Raw genomic sequence first — 15,809 nt, 5'->3', positions numbered from 1 at the left:
CAATCTAACACTTTTTTGCTGTGCCGTTGTTGTTCGTTACGGCGGGTGCTTTCCACATGCAGCACACCGTAAGACGCAACCCTTACTTGCTCGCGGAGTGCACACGTCTTATGTGCTGTGCGTAACTACATGGCTTCTTTCATGTTACATAGCGATATTTACTAACACCTTTTAAATTTTAACGTTGTATGTCGCTCTTTTGTCTTCATCCCCCACTGATGGGTGGGATAAAGGCGATTGTGTCGCCCGATTTGACGATTGTAGTATCCGTCGCAAATTCCTCATTTACTGCCGTCATTATTTGTTGCAATGATAGCTGTGGATAGTGTTCTTCCATCCACTCTTTCAAGTGAGCAACCGTCACATCTGACAGCTCTAAAGTTAGCTTTGATTCACCAACCATTTCCTGTAGGTGTGCAAATAATAAGATGTTAATCACACTTTTCCTCCTCCTGAATAACTGGTTCCCCTTGCGGATAAGGGATATTTTCTAATTGATCACCAATCCATTCTGTCCCGTCTTCCCAATGTTCTTTTTTCCATATAGGAACAATTTGCTTAATACGGTCAATCGCATATTCATTTGCCAAATATGCGATTTTTCGATGTGGTGATGACACTGCAATTACGACAGCAATATCAGAAATAGCTAAATGACCTACACGATGGGAAATGGCTATTTTTGCTTCTGGCCATTGCTTTTGTATTTCCTTCGCAATCTGTTCAAACATTTTTATCGCCATCGCAGGATAGGCTTGATATTCTAAATGCAATGTTTTTTTACCATTTGTCATTTCACGCACTGTCCCAATGAATAGTGTAATAGCTCCAGCATTTCGATTAAGTACTTTTTGTCTTACTTGCTCTACATCAATCGGTTTATCAATAATTTCAAACAACGCTGCTGTCATCGTGTTTCCCTCATTTCTTTCAACAAAAATTCCATATATTGTGTTTCATCATGAATCGAATACGCTGGGATCGGTAGAGACGAATCGAGTGGATAGCTTGGCCAATAAATTACACAAATAATATTGGTTACTTGCTGTAGTAGCACTTGATCCTGTGCTGTTCGTAGAAGCACAGCCTTTGGATAATGTTCGTATTTATATCCTTCAATCAAAATGATATCCATTGGAAAAGAAGCATAAATCGCTAGTATCTCAGCCAGTTGCCAGCTATTTTGGTGAATACTCATCCGTAAAGTACCCTCACCCTCCACTGCTGTAATCATCGCACCCGCCTGCTCATGCCGGCTACTATCTTTTGAAGTTTCAACCATTGGCACACCACCATGTCCGTGATGCTTAATCGTTCCTACTCGTAGCCCTTCCTTTGTAGCTTGCTTAATCAATTGCTCCATCAGCGTCGTTTTACCACTATCTTGATAACCAACTATCTGTAAGATTTTTCGAGGTTGTCCCAAGGCCACTCACTTCCTTGCAAATCTTCTAACAATAAAACTGCTACTGACATGTCCTTTTCATAGCCTCGTGAACCACCAGGTAAGACGATGAAAGCATTGGCTGTTGCCAAAGAAGAAACTGCACTCGATTTGTCAAAGCCAGATGGTACGGCAACTACCTTACCTTCTTCATAATAGGCTTGTGCGCGCACAAAACGTATAAAGGGATTTGGCTTTGTAAAATCCGCCCCTAAAATCGCTTGTGCTCTACGTAAATGGGGTTGAGCATTACTATATGCAGTGCGAATAATCGGGCGTACAAAAAGTTCAAAGCCAACGTAGCAAGCTGAAGGATTACCAGAAAGCCCAAACAATAATTTGTCGTCGCGAACAGCCACCGTTGTCACACTACCTGGACGCATCGCTACTTTATTAAACAATACGTTTGCATGAATCGCTTCGTAAATGGCTGGTAAATAATCATAATCACCTACAGAAACGCCTCCCGTTGTAATTAGAATATCTACTTCCTGTAAGGCGTTTTCAACGTTTTTAATACATAATTCAAGGTCATCGCTAAACTTGCCGTAATATTTTACTTGTGCTCCAGCCCGCTCAATTTGCGCCATCATCATATAGGCATTACTATTTCGAATTTTGCCGGGCTGTAAAGATTCGCCTGGCTCTAGTAATTCGCTACCAGTCGCAATGACACCAATGACCGTTTTACGATAAACAGATACTTGCTCATAGCCAAAAGTAGCAAGTAATGCCATCACACCTGGGTTAATATATTGACCTTTTTCAATGAGAATAGTGCCTTGCTGTACATCTTCCCCTTTATAGGAAATATTTGTACCTGCTTCAAAAGATCGTTTAATCGACATATACTTTTCATGATTTTCTTTATAAGTATGGGTTAATTCTAGCATGACTACTGCATCACATCCTTGTGGTATAGGTGCCCCTGTCATAATGCGGACAGCTTGTCGTTCGCCTACTACTTCTTCATAGACATAGCCTGCGCCAATTTCCCCAACAACCTGAAATTGAACTGGATACTGCGAAGAAGCTTCTTTGCTATCGACGGAACGAATGGCATAGCCATCATATGGTGAACGATCAAAAGCTGGTACATCATGATCAGCCCTAATAGCTTCGGCTATAAAGCGGCCATGGGCTTGCGTTAATGATACAAGCTCTTTTTTTGCTTGAAAAGCATAGTCCATTACACGATGAACAGCTTCTGCTACTGGAATTGGTTGTCTTTTTTCTAGCATTTTACACACTCCTTAACCTAATAAACGATAGTAAATGGTTTTAGCTTTTTGTATATCTTGTACACCATGAATTACAACTCGCCCATCTTGGAAAATGACGATTCGGTAATCGTCAGCCTGACAAGAAAGCAAATAAGGATTTATCTGAATTTCACCATAGGCGCGAAGCTGGTTTGCCAGCTGCTCGAACTGATAGTAGATTGGCTTTGGTGGTCGAATTTGTACCGCATCTCGTCCACAAAGTATCTGTAATTTAGTTTGATTTTCATAGGATAAGTAAGGATATGTTGGCTGATTGCCACAAGATGGACAATCGGACTGCCTTATTTTATCTACATTGATTTCATAGTGTTGATTTTGCCAAACATCAAACGTTAAGTAGCTTTTTCTTAATGCTTTCTCATCACCAACAAGTAATTTTAAAACTTCCGCCACTTGATAGGCAGCAACAATTTGGACCGTTGGGCTAATAATTCCTACCGTATTGCAAGTCATCCCAGTATGGGGCATTACTTTTAATAAGCAATGTAAACAAGGTGTTTTGCCTGGTACAATCGTATAGGTCGCACCATAACTTCCAACACAAGAGCCGTAAACCCAAGGAATACCATATTTTTGAGCAAGGTCATTCATTAGAAAGCGAACATCAAAATTATCGGTCGCATCGACCAACACATCTACATCTTTTAACAATGGTAACAGCGACTCTGTACAAGCATCCATAATGGCGGCATTGATTTCTACTTCTGCGTTAATTTGTTGGAGACGATTTTTAGCTGCAATGACTTTCGGCATTTTCTCTTGTGCATCTAGCTCTGTATACAATTGTTGTCTTTGTAAATTACTCCACTCTACATAATCACGGTCAATGAGTGTCAGTTTTCCAATACCAGCACGCACAAGCGCTTCAGCACTAGCACTCCCCAATGCACCCGCACCTATTATTAGGACATGTTTTTGTCGGATGGAAGCTTGCCCTGTTTGGCCGATAGGATTAAATAATTGTTGTCTAGAATATCTATTTTGCATAAGTATATGGCCTTTCTTTCTATGAATTTTCGTTTGACCTTTTCATTTATAGCATTATAATAAAGGCAATGTTTTTAAGTAAAACACGTTCGAAGGAGGTCTTTACTGTGCATCCCACACATCATCAGCAACCAATACAAGTTGCTATTTTAACGGTCAGTGACACACGCACAAAGGCAGATGATCATGCTGGACAGCGTATTCAATCATTACTTCAAGAAGCTACATTTGACGTTGTGGACTATCAACTAACAAAGGATGAGCCACTGGAAATCGCTAGTCATGTAAAAAAATGGTGCAGTGATTCAACAATTAATACCATTATCGTCACGGGTGGAACAGGTTTTACACCAAGAGACCAAACTTACGACACCATTTTGCCTCTTTTTGAAAAAGAAATGATGGGGTTTGGTGAATTATTTCGAACACTCAGCTATGAAGAAATTGGCCCAAGAGCGATGTTTAGTCGTGCCACTGCTGGGAGTCTTCTACAAACAGCCATTTACGTTTTACCAGGTTCCACAAATGCGGTGACACTGGCTATGACGAAGCTCATATTACCTACTGTCAAACATTTTGTTGGTGAGTTGAATCGCTTATGAAAATTGCTGGTATTGTATTAGCTGGCGGTCAATCCTCTCGCTATGGTAAACCCAAAATGTTTGAGATGTTTGCTGGGCAACCTTTATATAAGCATAGTCTCATAGCGTTGCAAAAAAATCAGCTATCCCCTCTCATCATTGCTACAAATGCGCACTTACAATGTCAGTTTGAACAGGAAAACGTCCAATGGGTCATCGAAAAACAGCTACATCAAGGCCCGCTTTTTGCCTTGCATCATATTATGACAGCCTATCCTGATGTGGAATGGTTTTTTGTCGTAGCAAGCGATATGCCTTATATGAATGCTGATTTTATCCAAAAAATGGTCACCCTCATTCATGACGATTATGATGCGATTGTTCCTTTGCAAGCGCTACGCGATCAACCATTAGCTGCTTTATATCGCCGCACAGCTTTATCCAAGGCACAACAATTAACGGAACAAAACAAACGGAGTATGAAAGTGCTGTTAGCGCAACTACGGGTTTGTTATGTCCCTTTTGATGATGATAACTCAACATTTATCAATATTAATGCACAGCAAGATTGGTCAAAAACAAATAAAAAGGAGTCTAACAATGAATAATTTTACACACTGGAACGACGAAGGTCGTCCTAAAATGGTTGATATTTCAGAAAAGGACATCACGACACGTACTGCTATTGCTCGTAGTATCATAACTTTATCTGATGCTGTCTATGAAGCCATCCAACAAGGTGACATTAAAAAAGGTGATCCAACGCAAGTTGCTCAAATTGCAGGGATTATGGGTGCAAAAAAAACCGCAGATATCATTCCCATGTGCCATCCCATCATGCTACAAGGCACAGATTTTCAATTCCATTATGAAAAGGTAAAAAATGGCTATGAGCTCCATATCCAAGCTACGGTCAAATGTAGTGGAAAAACTGGTGTTGAAATGGAAGCCCTCACTGCCGTGTCTATTGCTGCACTAACTTTTTATGATATGTGTAAAGCAGTTGATAAAACAATGGTCATTAAAGAAACCTATCTTGTTGAAAAAACTGGTGGGAAAAGTGGCACTTTTGTGCATAAATAAACAGAAAAATTCGGCATCATTTTGCCGATTTTTTCTGTTTTTTTACTCTACCCTCCAATATGAGACATTTCAATTTTTGAATTTTTCCTTTTTGCCATTGTTTGCTCATTACGTTCATCTGAATAACGATCATCTCTTGTTTCCCATACTTTTGTAATAGATTTGATGATGGCGGCATCATCTTGCCCTGATCGTAACAGCTCTCTTAAATCCGTACCTTCAGTTGCAAATAAACAAGTGTATAATGTTCCTTCTGCCGAGAGACGAGCACGCGAGCAACTGGAACAGAAAGAATCCGTAACAGACGAAATCACACCAATCTCACCTTGTGCGTCCTGATATTGATAACGTGTTGCCACTTCCCCTTTGTAATTTGGCGCTGCTGGCTGTAACGGTGAAAATTGATGAATTTGCTCAACAATGTCCTTTTTTGACACAACATCATCTAGGCGCCAACCATTTGAATTTCCAACATCCATATATTCAATAAAGCGTAAAATATGCTGTTTTTCTTTAAAAAATTGTGCCATTGTAACGATATCTTGATCATTCTTTCCTTTTTGCACAACCATATTAATTTTCACTTGTAAACCCGCTTCTGCAGCCTTTTCAATTCCTTCTAACACCGTTAATACTTTGCCACGCCGACCATTCATCTCAGAAAAGCGCTCATCATCCAGTGAATCGAGACTAATGGAAACGCGAGATAAGCCAGCTTGTGCCAATGGTTGTGCAAATTTTTTTAATAAAGAACCATTTGTAGTTAATGCAATATCTTCTACACCTTCTATGCGGTGAATGCGTGCAATTAATTCAGGCAAATCACGACGAAGTAAGGGCTCCCCGCCTGTAATCCGCACCTTTTTCACATGTAAAGAAACAAAGATTTTTACTAATCGTTCAATCTCATCAAAAGTTAATATTTTATTAGACGGTAAAAATGCGTAATCTGGACCAAATACTTCAGCTGGCATACAATAGCGGCAACGAAAATTACAGCGATCTGTTACGGATATTCTTAAATCTCTTAAAGGTCTATTTAATTGGTCTTGTAGATCCGGCATTTAATCTCCTTCTTTCAGTGCATTCTGAGCAGGTAATAGGATGCGTTTTGGATGTGTATAAATATTCAGTGTATGTTGTCGGATAAACCCTACCGTCGTAATGCCAAGTTGCTCTGCTAATTGCAATGCTAATTCAGTTGGTGCTGATTTAGATAGCACAATTTCACAGCCTATTTTGGAGACCTTTAGTAAAATTTCCGACGAAATCCGTCCGCTAAAGACGATGATTTTATCTTGCATACTAATATTGTTACGCAGGCAATAGCCGTAAATTTTATCTAATGCATTATGACGTCCTATATCCATGCGACTTAAGACTATGCCATTGACATTACATAGTGCGGCATTATGCACACCACCCGTTTTTTTAAAAATATTTGCACCGTCCTGCATCTCATGCATTAAACGAAAACAATCCTCGGTCGTCATTTGCACATGAACATCTTCCATTTTTTTCGCTACTAATGCATCATTGGTAAAAACAAATCCTTGCCGACTCATGCCACAACAAGAGGTAATATAACGTTTATTTTGCGTCTGTTGATAATAGGGATTAACATGTTTTGTTTTAATATGCACAAAGCCCTCTTTCTCTTGGTGCCAAATTTCCTCAATATCCTCAAAACTACGTATCACTCGTTCAGAAGCTAAGTAGCCGATGACCATATCTTCCACATACTCTGGTGTACAAACCATCGTAACAAACTCTTGCTGATTAATTTTTACAGTCACAGCGTATTCTGAGACGATTAAATCATCTATCTCTTTTACTTGCTGGCCTTCTACGCGTGTAATTTTCCTTGTTATTGCTCGATCCATAAGGCATCCCCTTTACACACTAATATTTTTTTCAAAAACAAAGACGGAAATCGCAAAATCCTCTTCAATTTTAATATCTGAAAATAAGTGCAGTAATTTGCTGCCTATCAATTCTTCCATCCCCTCGGGTGGTGATTGTGTATATAAATCCTGAATCATACTCGTCCTTGCAGCATGTACCATCTTTAGCCCCTCGGGTGTACTGGCAATAAATTTTTCCGTCGGTGTGATATTCCCGTATAAAGTGGATACAGCCATATTCTCAACAAAAACAGTATGAATACGCTCTGGTCCTTTTCCAAATACTTCTTTTCTTAATTTTCGAATCATATCATTAAATTCATGTATTTTTTTAGACATAGCAACGATTCTCCCATCGTAAATAAACTTTTTTAGGCAAATTGATATGAGGTCACCCTTACAGTTTGTTAATGATATAGCAACTTGAAAAAAATTAAAAGAGATAATATTTTTTGATAATCATTCTCATTTAATAAATTTTATGATTAATATTGTTCATTTTGCATGATAAGTCTATAATAATACATATCACAAATGGAATTGATTTATTTTAATCCCTATCTCACGATGTTGCATAGTGTTTTTAATATTTGAATTCTATTGTTATTAAAAATAAAAGTAGATTGAGTTTTTAGCAAGACCTGCTAAGAATTTTATCCACCATGAATTATTAGCATGTTTTGGACATGTAATTTCATGGTGGATTTTTTTATTTTTTTAAAAAACGAGACATGGATAATTTGTTATAATCTAGAAATTACACCTATTTCGAGGTAGATTAAAGAACAATAGGGAATTACAATAATAACAAGACAATCGTTTCAAAAATAACCAACTCGATTTGTTATTCCCTTTTGTTTTTAGCCGTAACAAGTTGTCCTATAAGTCTCAAAGTGAATAGGAGGAAGTTACCTTGACTCAAATTAAAATTAATGGCGCTCCATATGATGTAAAAGAAGGAGCTACAATCCTTGATACCATTAATCAACATGGCATTCCTCATCCTCAGATTTGTCATGTGCCAGCTGTAGACCCAATTGAAACATGTGATACTTGTATTGTGGAGATGAATGGCCAATTAGTTCGTTCCTGCTCCACAAAGGCAGTAGACGGCATGAATATTTTATTAACTTCTGACAAAGCAAAAGCTGCACAAACAGAAGCAATGGACCGTCTACTCGAAAACCATTTACTGTACTGTACAGTATGTGATAATAACAATGGAAATTGCACATTACACAACACAGCCGAATTAATGGAAATCGAGCATCAAAAATATCCGTACACGCCCAAAGCTGAACCACATGAAGTGGACATGTCGCATCCATTTTACCGATATGATCCCAATCAATGCATTGCATGTGGGCAATGTGTAGAAGTGTGCCAAAATTTACAGGTGAACGAAACATTATCACTCGATTGGGAAGCAGAACGACCACGCGTAATTTGGGATAAAGGCGCTGCCATTAATGATTCTTCCTGTGTAAGTTGTGGTCAATGTGTAACCGTTTGCCCATGTAACGCCTTAATGGAAAAATCCATGCTTGGAGAGGCTGGATTTATGACTGGTTTGAAACAGGATATGTTAGATCCAATGATCAGTTTAATTAAGGAAGTTGAACCGGGATATAGCGGTATTTTTGCCGTTTCTGAAGTGGAAGCAGCCATGCGTAGTAAACGCACTAAAAAAACGAAAACAGTTTGTACGTTCTGTGGTGTAGGTTGTTCATTCGAAGTATGGACAAAAGACCGAAAAATTTTAAAAGTACAGCCTTCCGATGGTCCAGTAAATGCGATTTCGACTTGTGTCAAAGGGAAATTCGGCTGGGATTTCGTCAATTCAGAAGAACGAATTACAAAACCACTTATACGTAAAAATGATGAGTTTGTTGAATCATCATGGGATGAAGCACTGGATCTAATTGCCACAAAACTTGGTGGTATTCAACAACAATATGGTCCTGGTTCTGTCGGTTTTATATCTTCTTCTAAAATTACAAACGAAGAAAATTACTTAATTCAAAAAATGGCTCGTCAGTTATTTGAAACAAATGACGTCGATAATTGTTCTCGTTATTGTCAATCGCCTGCTACTGATGGTTTATTACGTACAGTAGGTTTAGGCGGTGACGCTGGTACGATCAAAGATATTGCCAAAGCTGGTCTTGTCATTATTGTTGGTGCTAACCCAGCTGAAGGTCATCCCGTTTTAGCAACACGTGTGAAACGTGCGCATAAGTTACATGGTCAGAAATTAATTGTTGCCGATATACGTAAACATGAAATGGCTGAGCGTTCCGATATCTTTATGCGTCCAAAACAAGGTACTGACCAAGTTTGGTTAATGGCAGTTACCAAATATATCATAGATCAAGGATGGCATGATGAAGCCTTTATTCGAGAAAATGTCCTTCATTTTGATGATTTCAAACAAGTACTTGAAACATATACACTTGATTATGCGCAAGAAATGACTGGTATTACGAAAGAAACATTGATTGAAGTTGCTGAGATGATTCGTGATGCAGACGGTACATGCGTTCTTTGGGGCATGGGTGTAACACAAAATACTGGAGGTTCATACACATCAGCAGCTATTTCAAATTTACTATTATCAACTGGTAACTATCGCCGTCCCGGTGCTGGGGCCTACCCTCTTCGCGGTCATAACAATGTTCAAGGTGCTTGTGATATGGGAACATTACCAAATCTATTACCAGGCTATCAAAAAGTAACTGATGATGCGGCACGTGCAAAATTCGAAAAAGCCTATGGTGTTCCTATTCAGTCCCAACCAGGTCGTACTAATATGCAAATGTTAGATGCCATTATGGAAGGTAAAATGAAAGCGATGTATTTAGTGGGAGAAGATATGGCGCTTGTTGACTGTAACGCCAACCATGTAGATGAAGTTCTTTCACAAATTGAATTTTTTGTAGTACAGGATTGTTTCCTATCACGTACAGCACAATATGCAGATGTTATTTTACCAGCTGCCCCTTCCCTTGAAAAAGAAGGTACATTCACAAATACTGAACGTCGCGTTCAGCGCCTGTATCAAGTTTTACCAACACTTGGTGAATCAAAAGCAGATTGGGAAATCCTTCAAGCCGTAGCACGTCGATTAGGAGCAGATTGGCATTATGATCATCCAAGTGATATTTTTGATGAAATGGCGAGCCTATCTCCTCTATTCTCACAAGCCAACTATGATGTCTTAGAAGGCTGGGGTAGTTTCTGTTGGGGTAGCCACGATGGTAAAGATACACCGTTATTATATGAAGACGGCTTTAACTTCCCTGATAAAAAAGCTCGTTTTGCTTTAAATGATTGGGTACAACCAGTTGAATTTGAGGCACAATACGATTGTCATATTAACAATGGTCGGATGCTTGAACACTTCCACGAAGGAAATCTAACAAATAAATCGAAAGGTATTCAATCAAAGGTACCTGAGATTTTCGTTGAAGTCTCACCAGAATTGGCAAAAGAGCGAGGCATTGAAGATGGAGCCCTGCTCCGTTTAGTATCTCCATATGGCGCATTAAAGTTAAATGCTCTTGTTACAGATCGCGTACAAGGAAATGAATTATTTTTACCAATGAACTCTGTTAGCAAAGATTCAGCTATCAACTTCTTAACTGGTCCTGCAGCAGATGTTAATACATCAACACCAGCTTATAAACAAACAAAAGTACGAGTAGAAGTGCTAAAAGCAAAAGGCAAAACACCACTTCCTCGCACTAACCCTCGCTATAAAAAGCGTCATCCTCAAAATGGTGTTGAGGTACAACGAAAATGGAATCGTCCTGGCTACGTTCACTTAACAACCATAAACGAAAGAGAGTGAGAGCATGGCTGCACCCATTACAAATATAAAAAAACAACAAGTAACAGAAGAACAGCTAAAGGAACAAAAATTAGAAAATCTCAAACAACTGCTTTCTGATCAAGAAGAAGCGGTCAATCAAGTGTTGCTTATTATGGCTGAATTAAATGATATCGGTGCATTAGAAGCAGCAATGAAACTACTAGAAGCTAAAGAAGAAGTCGCCCATGTTGCACTTGGACAATTAACACGTAAACCTGTAACCAATATCATTAATAATTTAATGGGTGTTGCGGGAGCATTGACGGAGCTAAGTCCTGAAACAACGACTAAGCTGATTGATGGCTTAAATTCAGGTGTAGAGGAAGCCAACAAAGCACTGGAATCCGATGAAAAAGTAAGTGCCTTTAAGCTTGTCAAAATGTTAAATGATCCAGATGTCAATCGTGCGCTCAATTTTGGGGTCCATTTCTTAAAGGGACTTGGCAAAGGCTTAAAAGAATAAGGTGGTTCTGTTATGTTAGTACAAGAAGATGTAATCAACGCATTACAACAAGTTCAAGATCCTGAGCTTCATCAGAGTATTGTCACATTGAATATGGTACGCAATATTCATATTATTGACACCCATCTGTCACTGGATATTATTTTAACGATTCCAGGATGTCCGTTAAAAGCGAAAATCCAGCAAGATGTGGAGGCGGCATTACAAGCAATTGGTGCAACCAGTGTTGCCATTACCTTTGGCGCTATGACAGATCAAGAACGTCGTGCATTAACGGCCTCTTTACAAGAGAAAAATGTTGATGCGCAAGGAATGCCGCACATGTTGCAACTTAATTCTGGGGTGCAATTCATTGCCATCACAAGTGGCAAAGGCGGTGTTGGGAAATCGACTGTTACGATTAATTTAGCGGTTGCTCTTGCCCGTCTTGGTAAACGTGTTGGCATACTTGATGCTGATATTTATGGCTTTAGTATTCCTGCTATGATGAACATTGACCAAAAGCCTACTATGCTTGATCAAACAGCGATTCCTATTGAAAGTCATGGGGTTAAATTGATGTCGATGGGCTTTTTCACAAATGGGAACCAGCCTGTTATGTGGCGTGGCCCTATGCTCAACAAATGGATTCGCAATTTCCTTGTCAATACGGTATGGGGTGATTTGGACTATCTTTTGATAGATTTACCTCCAGGTACTGGGGATGTGGCCATTGATATGGCAGCGATGATTCCACAAGCACAAGAAATCATCGTGACAACACCGCATCTTGCCGCGTCTTACGTCGCATCCCGTGCAGGCTTGATGGCACAACATACGAAGCATACTATTCTTGGTGTCGTAGAAAACATGGCTTATTTTGCAGGGGCAGATGGTCAAAAAAACTATCTATTTGGACAAGGTGGAGCCGAACATTTGGCAGATTTACTGCAAGCCCAAGTAATAGCTCATATTCCTTTCGCCCAGCCTGAAGAAAATACAGGCTCCTCGGTATATGATGAAGAAACAATTATCGGCGAAATATTTACTCAGCTAGCAGAAGATTTACTATATTATTAAACATAAATCCCTTGATTTGCTTTTACACAAATCAAGGGATTTTTTCTGTCACAAATAGCCCGCCTTTTTTAGTACTTGCATGAAATAAAAACGATACGTATTTTGCACAAATGTCTCTAATGGTAGCCCTACATTCACCTGATATTTCGTAAAAATGAAATAAAACCGTTTATCCCATTTTAAACGTAATAACGCTCCTGCATCTTCACCATACTTCGCTGTAAATTCCACAATTAAAGGCTCAATCATCTCATAACAATAGTCTTTTAAATTAGCTAGTGCTTCAATATCTTTATCCCTTTGAAAGCGAATAATCCAATCCACTAATTGCTCATTCATGTCTGAACGTCATCCTTTTATATAGAGTTTCTTCCTATTTAATAATACTCTTTTTTTATGGAGCCGAAAAGTGAACAAAACTTAGCCTATTGAATTATCAGAATTGTTTGGGTGACTGGCACTATATTGGGGTTGCGAAAATTTGTTTTTCTTCTGGGTCCCATAAAACAATTCCAACATCTTGTTTTTGATCGATAATACGAATCGTAACAGGAACATAGTCAAATAAAATAGAATTTAATTTTGTACTAATAAACTGCAAAAGGCCAATCAATTCCGTATCATTTATTAAAGGTGCATGTACCTCTATTTTTATATCTGCTAATTTTCCATCTTCATATCGAAGCTTTCCAAATGCTTTAGGATTTAAATGTTTGAAATTCTTTTGTATTTCTTCTTTAAAACTTAATAATTTATTATATGTATCTTGATCCAAACTATATAAGGCATCGGAAGGGAATGTGTAATCTTTCTTATCTATGTCAGTCCATTTATCTATTCTATCTTTGCTCTCTGCAATAAAGGTTTCAGCTAAAAAAATGCCTGGAAGTATATCATTTTTATTGGATTCTTGATACAACGTTAAATAGATTGGAACATTCGGCATTGCTTCATTTTTTCTTATATCTTTTACGATTGTTTCAGCTATTTTTTTACCATAATTACCTACATCATTTACATCATCGTCATTATTATCAACTTTCACTTGGTCTGTATAAATCAAGCCTTTATCATCAGATACTCGTATGTCATAATATTCATTTAACGATATGGCTAATGCTATCCCTTCTATTTTTCCACTTTTTTTGTTAATGTAATTTTGTTCTAACACATGTGATAAAATTAGCGGATTCGCTTTTTCATCCTCTAAAACATTACCAGTACTATTTTCTATTGGTGGATTTAAACCTAAGCCTTCTTCAGTTTTTCTAGCTAACCATTGCCGAATCATATTTTTATCTAAATATTGGCCTTCCTGCATATAAAAACTACTTGGCGAAAAATAATTTACTGATAAATTCATTAACCCCTTCTCAATTTCATTAATATTTAAAGTATTATTCATATTACTAACAATTAATCCTCTGGCAACATTCAATTTAGCAGGCTGTTGAATTTCGTATGTTTCCTTTTTCTGAATTGAGGATATATACATTTTCTCTTGATTATTATCGTCTTCATCATCACTACAAGCAGCTAAAAAAAATAAAGGTGATATCAATAATAGTGCACTTTTTCTTATATCCATGTCTATAATACTCCTTTCTTATTGTGATATTATGAAAATCTTTCACTACTATCGTCATACCTTATATTACCATAAGTTCTATTAATATTTATATTAAAGACTTTATATATTGCAAATGCTGTTTGTTATTTAAAGACGGTATAAACGCCCAGTTGCTAGAAAATAAAACAATCGTTTTACTGTTATTTAAAGTGCATTTTTCATCCAAAATAAAGTTTAATATACATACAAAAAACCCTATAAAAATACAGGGCTTTTGTAAATGATTTATATCAATAATTAACTCTCACTCATAAAGGCTTTTGAATAATTTACTGTTCCTTGAACATTAGTCAAAGAATCTTTCGTCAATTCAATTGCCAATAATACTTCATCCGGCACTTCAAAAGGTGCTTTTATATTCCATAAACTTGCCTTTTTAAATCCGAATTTTGGATAATAATCTTTGTGTCCTAAAACGATTACTGACTGAAAATCAAGCTCTTTTGCACGTTTTAAAGCTGCATTAATGAGTTGACTACCTACACCTTTCTTGTGGTGTTCAGGTGCGACTGCAACAGGAGCAAGTGCTAAAGAATCTACAGATAAATTAGAAGCGACAATTGTTATTTTAGATAAAAGAATATGACCAACAATTTCATTCGTTTCCTGATCTATCGCTACTAATGACAATTCAGAAATAAAAGCATCTGATTGTCTAATTTTATTCACAAGAAAATGCTCTTGTTTGTCACTTTGTTCTACATTTAAAAATGCCATTTTGACAACATCTTCAATTTTTTTGTAATCTGAAGGGTGTTCTTGCCTAATTTTAATATTCATATACTCTCCTATTTTAAAAAAAATTTCGAAATTACCCAACATACCTTCTTAATAATAATTATTAAGAAAGTTTCCACCCCAGTAAGAAACATAAGTTAATCAAACAAAAACCTCCAATTTAATATGTTCCTATTTTATTTCAAATTTATATGGCAAGTCAAACATGCTATTTTTTCGAACAAATAAGTAACTGTGAAATTGTGTGTAAATTGTGTGGGTGACTGGCACTCCTACAAAAAAAATTAAGTTCGGTACAGTACCGAACTTAATCCTTACGAACTTATTTTGTTCCACTTGCTCCAAATCCAGAAGCTCCACGAACAGTTTGGGATAATTCATTTACTTCTAGTAGTTGAATGGAAGGGACCATTTGGATTACCATTTGGGCTATGCGCATTGATTTCTCGACGATAAATGTTTCTTTACCATGATTAATTAAAATAACGCCAATTTCGCCTCTGTAGCCTTCATCAATTGTACCTGGACTATTGAGAACAGTTACACTATGTTTTAATGCTAGTCCACTTCTTGGACGAACTTGCGCTTCTGTCCCTTTTGGTAATTCAATTTGTAAGCCTGTTTTTATTAATTTTGCTTCTCCCGCAGGAATTTCTACTGCTTCTATTGAATAAAGATCCATTCCCGCATCACCTGGATTTGCTTGCAAAGGTAGCAATGCATCAGTATGAATTCTTTTGATTTTTACGTCTAAGTTCATTTCTTT

18 protein-coding genes are annotated in these 15,809 nt (G+C 37.6%); 6 read left to right on the top strand and 12 right to left on the bottom strand.

All coding sequences use genetic code 11. From position 1 onward, the window contains the following. Positions 1-205 precede the first annotated feature (205 nt). From moaD to ACQKNX_RS01165, 5 genes are read right to left on the bottom strand one after another with little or no spacing between them, the layout of a single operon-like run. Complete coding sequence (gene moaD, locus ACQKNX_RS01185; RefSeq protein ID WP_427427199.1) at positions 206-439, bottom strand: molybdopterin converting factor subunit 1; 234 nt, start codon at positions 437-439, stop codon at positions 206-208. Beyond that, positions 432-911, bottom strand: a complete 480-nt coding sequence (locus tag ACQKNX_RS01180) for a molybdenum cofactor biosynthesis protein MoaE (protein WP_427427198.1) — start codon at positions 909-911, stop codon at positions 432-434. The genes moaD and ACQKNX_RS01180 overlap by 8 nt, the downstream gene beginning before the upstream one ends. Next, positions 908-1,426, bottom strand: coding sequence for a molybdopterin-guanine dinucleotide biosynthesis protein B (gene mobB / locus ACQKNX_RS01175; RefSeq protein WP_427427197.1), 519 nt, complete (start codon positions 1,424-1,426; stop codon positions 908-910). The genes ACQKNX_RS01180 and mobB overlap by 4 nt, the downstream gene beginning before the upstream one ends. After that, the gene (locus tag ACQKNX_RS01170) at positions 1,396-2,685 is read right to left on the bottom strand and encodes a molybdopterin molybdotransferase MoeA (protein ID WP_427427196.1); all 1,290 of its coding nucleotides are present in this window, start codon (positions 2,683-2,685) and stop codon (positions 1,396-1,398) included. The genes mobB and ACQKNX_RS01170 overlap by 31 nt, the downstream gene beginning before the upstream one ends. 12 nt (positions 2,686-2,697) lie before the next feature. Next, complete coding sequence (locus ACQKNX_RS01165) at positions 2,698-3,714, bottom strand: thiazole biosynthesis adenylyltransferase ThiF (protein WP_427427195.1); 1,017 nt, start codon at positions 3,712-3,714, stop codon at positions 2,698-2,700. 107 nt (positions 3,715-3,821) lie between these two features. Between ACQKNX_RS01165 and ACQKNX_RS01160 the strand changes: the two genes are divergently transcribed. Genes ACQKNX_RS01160 through moaC form a run of 3 tightly spaced genes read left to right on the top strand, consistent with a single transcriptional unit; the run spans position 3,822 to position 5,378 of the window. Then, entirely contained in the window at positions 3,822-4,316 is a 495-nt protein-coding gene (locus ACQKNX_RS01160) for a MogA/MoaB family molybdenum cofactor biosynthesis protein (protein WP_427427194.1), read from the top strand. Then, positions 4,313-4,903, top strand: a complete 591-nt coding sequence (mobA, locus tag ACQKNX_RS01155; protein ID WP_427427193.1) for a molybdenum cofactor guanylyltransferase — start codon at positions 4,313-4,315, stop codon at positions 4,901-4,903. The genes ACQKNX_RS01160 and mobA overlap by 4 nt, the downstream gene beginning before the upstream one ends. Then, the gene (moaC, locus tag ACQKNX_RS01150; protein WP_427427192.1) at positions 4,896-5,378 is read left to right on the top strand and encodes a cyclic pyranopterin monophosphate synthase MoaC; all 483 of its coding nucleotides are present in this window, start codon (positions 4,896-4,898) and stop codon (positions 5,376-5,378) included. Before mobA ends, moaC begins: the two co-directional genes overlap by 8 nt. Before the next feature lie 47 nt (positions 5,379-5,425). On the opposite strand, the gene moaA is transcribed toward moaC, so the two are convergent. Genes moaA through ACQKNX_RS01135 form a run of 3 tightly spaced genes read right to left on the bottom strand, consistent with a single transcriptional unit; the run spans position 5,426 to position 7,621 of the window. Continuing rightward, positions 5,426-6,442, bottom strand: a complete 1,017-nt coding sequence (gene moaA, locus ACQKNX_RS01145) for a GTP 3',8-cyclase MoaA (RefSeq protein WP_427427191.1) — start codon at positions 6,440-6,442, stop codon at positions 5,426-5,428. Further along, positions 6,443-7,261 (bottom strand): formate dehydrogenase accessory sulfurtransferase FdhD, encoded by an 819-nt coding sequence (fdhD, locus tag ACQKNX_RS01140; RefSeq protein ID WP_427427190.1) that lies wholly within the window; start codon positions 7,259-7,261, stop codon positions 6,443-6,445. 12 nt (positions 7,262-7,273) lie between these two features. Next, a complete protein-coding gene (locus tag ACQKNX_RS01135; protein ID WP_173478387.1) occupies positions 7,274-7,621 on the bottom strand; it encodes a DUF2294 domain-containing protein in 348 nt (115 codons plus the stop codon). 574 nt (positions 7,622-8,195) lie between these two features. Between ACQKNX_RS01135 and fdhF the strand changes: the two genes are divergently transcribed. From fdhF to ACQKNX_RS01120, 3 genes are read left to right on the top strand one after another with little or no spacing between them, the layout of a single operon-like run. Next, entirely contained in the window at positions 8,196-11,132 is a 2,937-nt protein-coding gene (gene fdhF, locus ACQKNX_RS01130; protein ID WP_427427189.1) for a formate dehydrogenase subunit alpha, read from the top strand. 4 nt (positions 11,133-11,136) lie between these two features. Further along, positions 11,137-11,616 (top strand): DUF1641 domain-containing protein, encoded by a 480-nt coding sequence (locus ACQKNX_RS01125; RefSeq protein WP_340825349.1) that lies wholly within the window; start codon positions 11,137-11,139, stop codon positions 11,614-11,616. 12 nt (positions 11,617-11,628) lie between these two features. Next, positions 11,629-12,675 (top strand): Mrp/NBP35 family ATP-binding protein, encoded by a 1,047-nt coding sequence (locus ACQKNX_RS01120; protein ID WP_427427188.1) that lies wholly within the window; start codon positions 11,629-11,631, stop codon positions 12,673-12,675. A gap of 48 nt (positions 12,676-12,723) precedes the next feature. Here the strand turns inward: ACQKNX_RS01120 and ACQKNX_RS01115 are convergent, their stop codons facing one another. From ACQKNX_RS01115 to dut, 4 genes are all read right to left on the bottom strand, one after another. Then, positions 12,724-13,014 carry a hypothetical protein gene (locus ACQKNX_RS01115; protein ID WP_427427187.1) on the bottom strand — a complete coding sequence of 97 codons (291 nt, stop codon included), beginning with the start codon at positions 13,012-13,014 and terminating at the stop codon, positions 12,724-12,726. A gap of 121 nt (positions 13,015-13,135) precedes the next feature. Beyond that, positions 13,136-14,263 (bottom strand): CamS family sex pheromone protein, encoded by a 1,128-nt coding sequence (locus tag ACQKNX_RS01110; RefSeq protein WP_427427186.1) that lies wholly within the window; start codon positions 14,261-14,263, stop codon positions 13,136-13,138. A 279-nt stretch (positions 14,264-14,542) separates the two neighbouring features. Next, the gene (locus ACQKNX_RS01105; protein WP_427427185.1) at positions 14,543-15,085 is read right to left on the bottom strand and encodes a GNAT family N-acetyltransferase; all 543 of its coding nucleotides are present in this window, start codon (positions 15,083-15,085) and stop codon (positions 14,543-14,545) included. Positions 15,086-15,365: 280 nt separating this feature from the next. After that, positions 15,366-15,803, bottom strand: a complete 438-nt coding sequence (gene dut, locus ACQKNX_RS01100) for a dUTP diphosphatase (RefSeq protein ID WP_427427184.1) — start codon at positions 15,801-15,803, stop codon at positions 15,366-15,368. Positions 15,804-15,809 lie beyond the last annotated feature (6 nt).

It is taken from the genome of Lysinibacillus sp. NPDC093712, assembly GCF_050280025.1.
Taxonomy (GTDB): Bacteria; Bacillota; Bacilli; order Bacillales_A; family Planococcaceae; genus Lysinibacillus.
Note: the sequence above shows the minus strand (reverse complement) of the source record. Positions and strands in the feature narration are given on the sequence as shown.

Coding starts and splice junctions, on each gene's coding strand:
- fdhD (WP_427427190.1), bottom strand. CDS start 7,261: ATGGATCGAGCAATAACAAGGAAAATTACACGCGTAGAAGGCCAGCAA.
- ACQKNX_RS01115 (WP_427427187.1), bottom strand. CDS start 13,014: ATGAATGAGCAATTAGTGGATTGGATTATTCGCTTTCAAAGGGATAAA.
- dut (WP_427427184.1), bottom strand. CDS start 15,803: ATGAACTTAGACGTAAAAATCAAAAGAATTCATACTGATGCATTGCTA.
- ACQKNX_RS01180 (WP_427427198.1), bottom strand. CDS start 911: ATGACAGCAGCGTTGTTTGAAATTATTGATAAACCGATTGATGTAGAG.
- moaA (WP_427427191.1), bottom strand. CDS start 6,442: ATGCCGGATCTACAAGACCAATTAAATAGACCTTTAAGAGATTTAAGA.
- ACQKNX_RS01105 (WP_427427185.1), bottom strand. CDS start 15,085: ATGAATATTAAAATTAGGCAAGAACACCCTTCAGATTACAAAAAAATT.
- ACQKNX_RS01165 (WP_427427195.1), bottom strand. CDS start 3,714: ATGCAAAATAGATATTCTAGACAACAATTATTTAATCCTATCGGCCAA.
- ACQKNX_RS01135 (WP_173478387.1), bottom strand. CDS start 7,621: ATGTCTAAAAAAATACATGAATTTAATGATATGATTCGAAAATTAAGA.
- ACQKNX_RS01170 (WP_427427196.1), bottom strand. CDS start 2,685: ATGCTAGAAAAAAGACAACCAATTCCAGTAGCAGAAGCTGTTCATCGT.
- moaC (WP_427427192.1), top strand. CDS start 4,896: ATGAATAATTTTACACACTGGAACGACGAAGGTCGTCCTAAAATGGTT.
- mobA (WP_427427193.1), top strand. CDS start 4,313: ATGAAAATTGCTGGTATTGTATTAGCTGGCGGTCAATCCTCTCGCTAT.
- ACQKNX_RS01125 (WP_340825349.1), top strand. CDS start 11,137: ATGGCTGCACCCATTACAAATATAAAAAAACAACAAGTAACAGAAGAA.
- ACQKNX_RS01120 (WP_427427188.1), top strand. CDS start 11,629: ATGTTAGTACAAGAAGATGTAATCAACGCATTACAACAAGTTCAAGAT.
- ACQKNX_RS01110 (WP_427427186.1), bottom strand. CDS start 14,263: ATGGATATAAGAAAAAGTGCACTATTATTGATATCACCTTTATTTTTT.